General features: G+C 47.1%; 7 protein-coding genes. 1 reads left to right on the forward strand and 6 read right to left on the reverse strand.

The window, feature by feature from the left end; all coding sequences use genetic code 11:
• The 6 genes from Q0546_RS02310 to der form a co-directional block, all read right to left on the reverse strand.
• Positions 1–182 (reverse strand): hypothetical protein (locus Q0546_RS02310; protein WP_298790159.1); only part of this gene is annotated, 182 nt, incomplete at its 3' end.
• Complete coding sequence (gene serS / locus Q0546_RS02315) at positions 182–1,426, reverse strand: serine--tRNA ligase (protein WP_298790161.1); 1,245 nt, start codon at positions 1,424–1,426, stop codon at positions 182–184. The genes Q0546_RS02310 and serS, both read right to left, overlap by 1 nt.
• Positions 1,427–1,435: 9 nt before the next feature.
• Positions 1,436–1,876 carry a copper resistance protein CopD gene (locus tag Q0546_RS02320; protein WP_298790163.1) on the reverse strand — a complete coding sequence of 147 codons (441 nt, stop codon included), beginning with the start codon at positions 1,874–1,876 and terminating at the stop codon, positions 1,436–1,438.
• A gap of 16 nt (positions 1,877–1,892) precedes the next feature.
• Positions 1,893–2,858, reverse strand: a complete 966-nt coding sequence (gene trpS, locus Q0546_RS02325) for a tryptophan--tRNA ligase (protein WP_298790164.1) — start codon at positions 2,856–2,858, stop codon at positions 1,893–1,895.
• A 288-nt stretch (positions 2,859–3,146) separates the two neighbouring features.
• A complete protein-coding gene (locus Q0546_RS02330) occupies positions 3,147–3,662 on the reverse strand; it encodes a shikimate kinase (protein ID WP_298790166.1) in 516 nt (171 codons plus the stop codon).
• Positions 3,655–5,058 (reverse strand): ribosome biogenesis GTPase Der, encoded by a 1,404-nt coding sequence (gene der / locus Q0546_RS02335; RefSeq protein WP_298790168.1) that lies wholly within the window; start codon positions 5,056–5,058, stop codon positions 3,655–3,657. Before der ends, Q0546_RS02330 begins: the two co-directional genes overlap by 8 nt.
• A gap of 102 nt (positions 5,059–5,160) precedes the next feature.
• On the opposite strand from der, the gene Q0546_RS02340 reads away from it, so the two are divergent.
• Positions 5,161–5,729 (forward strand): DMT family transporter (locus Q0546_RS02340; protein WP_298790170.1); only part of this gene is annotated, 569 nt, incomplete at its 3' end.

Below are 5,729 nucleotides of genomic sequence, written 5' to 3' on the forward strand. Positions count from 1 at the left end.
CTTTTTTTAGCCTCTTCTTGTGCGTCTGCGGTTTGTTCGGGGACTACTGGTTCTAGCTCGTCGAGCGAAACCAGCTCGTCGCTTTCGCCGCCTTCTTGCTCTTCCGGTCGAGGCTCTTTGTCGCTTAGCTGGGTTTCGGCCTCTTCGAGGATTACTACGTTTTCGTCGTCGTTTTGCGCCACTACATATACCTTTTAAGAACTTCCGGAATCTCGATGCTGCCGTCTACTTTTTGGTAGTTTTCCATTATCGCTATGAGCGTCCTGCCTACGGCTAGGCTCGAGCCGTTTAGGGTATTCGCCAGAGCGTTTTTCTTGCCGTCTTTGTAGCGGATTTTGGCTCTTCGAGCTTGGAAATCGCGCGTGTTTGATACCGAGCTTATCTCGCGGTATTTGTTTTGTCCGGGTAGCCAGACCTCGAGGTCTATCGTCTTTGCCGCGCTAAAGCCAAGGTCTCCGCTGCAAAGCAGCATATGGCGGTGCGGCAATCCAAGGCTTGTTAGCAAATCACTAGCGCACGCCACCATCTCGTCTAGCATCTGCGCGCTTTGCTCTGGAGTCGTGATAGCTACGAGCTCGACTTTTTCAAACTGATGTTGGCGGATCATGCCGCGCGTGTCGCGTCCTGCTGAGCCTGCTTCTTTACGGAAGCACGCCGAGTAGCAAGTCATCTTTATCGGTAGGTTCTCTACGGGCAAAATTTCATCGTTATATAGGTTTGTTACCGGCACCTCGCTAGTAGGGATTAGATACAAATCCTCGCCCTGAGCCTTATATAGATCGTCTTCAAATTTAGGCAGCTGTCCTGTGCCGTAAAGCGTGTTTGCATTTACCAAAAACGGCACGTTAACCAGTTCAAAGCCGCGCGCGTTGTTAAAGTCGATCATGTAGTTAACTAGCGCTCTTGATAGGCGCGCTCCCATGCCCTTTAGCACGCAAAAGCGCGAGCCTGATAGCTTAACGCCGCGCTCGAAATCAAGCCAGCCTAAGCTCTCGCCAAGCTCCCAGTGTTCCTTTGGCGTGAAGTCAAATTTGGTTGGCTCAAGCACGGTTTTTACGCAGACGTTATCGTCCTCGTCGGCGCCAAACGGCACGTCGTCGTCGGTGATATTAGGCACGCAGCTTGCGATGTTTTCGAGCTTTTCCTCGTATGCGCGCACGATTTCAGCGGCGTCGCCCATCGCGGCTTTGTTCAAATTTAGCTCGTTTTTTAGCTCATCGGTGTTCTCGCCGTTTCTAGCCTTTATGCCTAGCTCTTTGCTCTTAGCGTTTTGGATCGCTTGGAAATTTTCTAGCGCTTGACGTTTGGCTTTTAGCTCGTTAAACGTCGTCAAAAGCTCGTTTAAAACCTCGGGCTTTACGTTTTTTCCTTGTAATTTTTTTACGAACTCGTCGTAGCGCGTGTCGAGTAATTTTAGATTTATCATTTTTATCCTTTACACCATAAACATAACTTTAGCAAATATCACGATGATCGCCGCCGCCGCAAACGCAAACGGGTGGATATTGCCCAGCGGGCTAGGACGTTTTAGTATAAATTTACACGTGAGATTGGTCGCTACGGCCGCAAATATCAGTAGCGCCAAAATAACCTTTATCATAAAGACGATTTGTAAATTCGACTCAAAATATCCGCCGGCTTTCGAGCCGACCCAGCTGCTCATCATCATGCCGCCCGTTAAAATCAAAATCAGCACGCAAAGCGGCATGATCTTTATCGCAACGCTTGATATAGCCTGCTGCGCTTTTTGCGCTATTTCTGCGGGCAGTTTCTTTTTGACTCTTGAAAAAATAATCACGTCGAAAAATAAAAATCCGACGAAAATGATAGCGCAGATCAGGTGAATAAGCTGCGCGTAAGGGTAGATTGCTTGCACTTTTTTCCTTTAAAATTTATTTGTATATGCCTGTTGCGGCGCGTATTTTTTCCATTATCGGCGCTGCGACGGCTCGCGCTTTTTTCGCGCCTTCGTTTAAAATTTCATCCACTTCGCCTGCGTGATTTAGATAATAATCAAATTTGCCTCTCGCGTCTGCAAAATACTCCCAAACCAGCTCGTTTAGATACATCTTAAAGTGTCCGTGTCCTTCGCCGCCTCGCTCATATCTAGCCTGCAAGTCGCGCTGTCCGTCCTCGTCTAGGAATAATTTTGCGATATTATAGACGTTGCAGTTTTGCCACTGCTTAGGCGCTTCAAGCGGCTCGGAGGTCGTCACGATGCTTGAAATTTGCTTTTTTAGCTCTTTGGCGCCGGCAAAAATATCTATAGTATTGCCGTAGCTTTTGCTCATTTTCGCGCCGTCTGTGCCGGGCACGGTAGCTACGTTTTCATCGACTTTGTACTCCGGCAGGACGAAGATGTCGCCGTGCTCGTTGTTAAATTTGATCGCGATATCGCGCGCGATCTCGACGTGCTGGATCTGATCCTTGCCCACGGGTACGACCTGCGCGCCGTATAGCAGGATATCAGCCGCCATCAAAACGGGATAGCTAAAAAGCCCGTGATGCGAGGTTAGGCCCTTTGCGACCTTGTCCTTGTAGCTGTGAGCGCGCTCGAGCAGGCCCATAGGAGTGTATTGACTAAGTATCCAGTAGAGCTCTAAAACCTCTTTGACGTCGCTTTGCACCCAAAATACGCTCTTTTGCGGATCGATACCCAGCGACAAAAACGCGCTCGCCGCCTCATAAGTGTTTTGTTTTAGCTTCCCTGCGTCGGCGACCGAGGTCATCGCGTGGTAGTTTGCGATAAACATAAACATCTCGCTTTGCCCCTGCGCCTCAACCATTTGCTTAATTGAGGCGAAGTAGTTGCCTAGGTGTAGTTTGCCGCTTGGTTGCAAACCCGTTAGTACTCTCAAATTTTATCCTTTTTTGCGGCTTATCTTTTTCCGCTTTACTTTGTTAGATTTTGCTTAGCTTCACTGCGACGCACGACAAGTGCACCTCGTTCGCAAAGCAAAATCTGCCGCGTCTAGCGAAAAAATATCGCGCCTTATTTTTTGTTTTTATAAAATTTGCACGGCTATTTGACAATATTGCCGCTTATTTTTGTTGCATTAAACTTTTGAAATCCATCAAATTTGAACTTAAATTTTAGATCGCTTAAGATTTGACGTTTACCGCTCAAATTTCAACCCAAATTTTACTTAATCCTTTTTTATTTTTTCTAAAATCTCTTTCGCGACTTGCTCTAGCCCTTTGCCTTCGACGTCGATTATGAGATCGGCGACGTTTTTATACATCTTTTTTCTCTCGTTAAAAAGCTTTTTAGCCGCGTTTAGATCGCGCAAAAGCGGGCGTTTGGCGTAGTGCATCTGCGCTTCGCCGCTCTCGTCTATACGCTTTAAAATCGCCTCAAAACTTGATTTTAGATAGATGATTTTGCCGATTTTTTTAAGGCCTTTAACCTTTGCAAAGCCGCCGCCCGCCGCTATCACCGAGGATTTTACGTTTTTGGCCAGCTTTTTAGCGAGTTTTGCCTCGCATTTTCTAAAATACTCCTCGCCTTTTTTCTCGAAAATTTCTTTAACTTTTAAATTTTGCTCGCTTTCGATCAGCTCGTCGGTGTCTAAAAACAGCTTACCCGTTTTTTTCGCGATATGCCTTGCTACCGTGCCTTTGCCAACGCCCATGAAGCCGATAAAAACTAAATTTTTACTCACTTTTTCCCTCGTTTTCCTCGTCCGAGCCGCTGCGATTTTTTGGGATCAGCACGATTGGAGTGCCGGATAGATCAAATTTCTCGCGTAGCTTGTTCGTTAGGTAGCGCTTGTAGCTAAAGTGCAGGGTGCGCGGACGGTTCATCACTAGCGCGATTTTTGGCGGCGCGAAACCAAACTGCACTGCGTAGTAAATTTTCACGCTCTTACCCTTTTCGCGCGGTATAGGATGCGCTTTTACCGCCTCTTCGATAGCTTCGTTTAGCCTTGCGGTTTGGATTTTTTGCGTATAGTTTTTATAAACTTCTAATATCAGCGGGTAAATTTTATGTACTCTTTTGCCGCCCAGAGCCGATACGCTGATGATTGGCGCGTAGGCGAGAAATTTAAATTTATCCCTGATCTCGCGACTAAATTTATCAAAATCTTCCTCGCTTTTGTCCCATTTGTTTAGCACGATGATGACGCCGAGCTCAAATTTAGCCGCAAGACCCGCGATGCGCTCGTCAAGCTCGGTTAGCGGCTCGGAGCTATCAAGTACCAAAAGCGCGATATCGGCGAGCTCTAGCGCAGACTCGGTGCGGTTTAGCGCGTATCTTTCGATGCCTTCTATCTTGCCGCGTTTTCTGATGCCCGCCGTATCGACGAACTCAAAAACTCTATCCTCATAGACGAAAGTCTCGTTTACCGGATCTATCGTCGTGCCGGCTACGTCGCTCACGACCGCGCGGGACTCCTTTACGAGCGCGTTTAGTAGCGAGCTTTTGCCGACGTTTACGCGTCCGATGATGCCTACTTGGATATTTTTGCGTTCATAGTCCTCGCGAGCAGATAGCTCTTTAACCACCTCGCCGTCGTCGCCGAAATTTTCTAAAAACTCGTCCAGATCTTCGCCGGCGTCGGGGCGGATCTCGTCTTTTATTTGCTTATAGATCCAGTCTGCTAGCTCGTCGATGCCCGCGTTGTGACTGACTGAGATAGCAAAGCTCGTTTTTGCGCCGAAATTTGCAAACTCGTAGCTTCGTAGCTCGTCTTTTTTGCTATCTACTTTGTTGATCACGAGCGCGGTGGGTAAATTTAGCTTTAAAAGCGCGTAGTATAGGGCTTTGTCCTCGTCGCTAGGCATCATTTTGCCGTCGACCATAAAGATGATCGCGTCTGAGCTTCTAGCTTCGGCTAGGGTTTTTGCCTTGACGTTTTTAAAAAGCTCGTTACTGTCGTCCAGCCCGCCGCTGTCGATCAAAACGCAGCTTCTGTCATAAATTTCTATAATCGTTTTGTTCGTATCTCGCGTCGTACCGCTAACGTCGCTGGTGATGGCTATACGTCTGCCGGCTAGGCGGTTAAAGAGCGAGCTTTTGCCGACGTTTGGCTTGCCGACTAAAATTATCTTTTGCAAAATTTTCCCTTAAAAATCCCATTATATTTACGGCAAAGTTTGCCGCGCTAAATCCCAATTATACAAAGTTTTTGCTTACATTGTTTATAAATTTAAGCCGTTTTGCACTACAATACGCCTAAATTTAAAGGAAAAATTTTGTTTCGTAGATACGTTTTGCACCATTTGGGCGCTTATTATATGATCATCGCATGTATGTTTTTTGCTGCCGTCGGAGGATTTGCGAAAGTTTTGAGCGAGCAGATGTCTAGTATCGAGGTCGTATTTTTTAGAAATGCCGTCGGTCTTGCTATCGTGCTTTACGCGATTTACAAAAGGCCGCCGACGCATCAAAAAGGCGGGCAACTTTTGGTGCTGATGTTTCGCGGATTTATCGGCACGATCGCGCTTTTTGCTCTTTTCTACAACATCGCTCATATAAATTTAGGCGCGGCTTATACTTTTCAAAAAACGAGCCCAATTTTCACGGCGATTTTTGCGGCGATTTTCTTAAAAGAAGCGCTTAGTAAAAAGGGCTGGGGCGCGATATTTCTAGGTTTTATCGGCATACTTTTTATCATCCAGCCGAATTTAGGCATCAGTAAAACCGACTGGCTGGGGCTTTGGAGCGGCGTGGGGGCGGCGCTTGCGATGCTTAGCGTTAGAACCCTGCGCAAAAGCTACGACACGAG

The sequence above is a fragment of the uncultured Campylobacter sp. genome, assembly GCF_937997465.1.
In the GTDB taxonomy this organism is placed as follows: Bacteria; Campylobacterota; Campylobacteria; order Campylobacterales; family Campylobacteraceae; genus Campylobacter_A.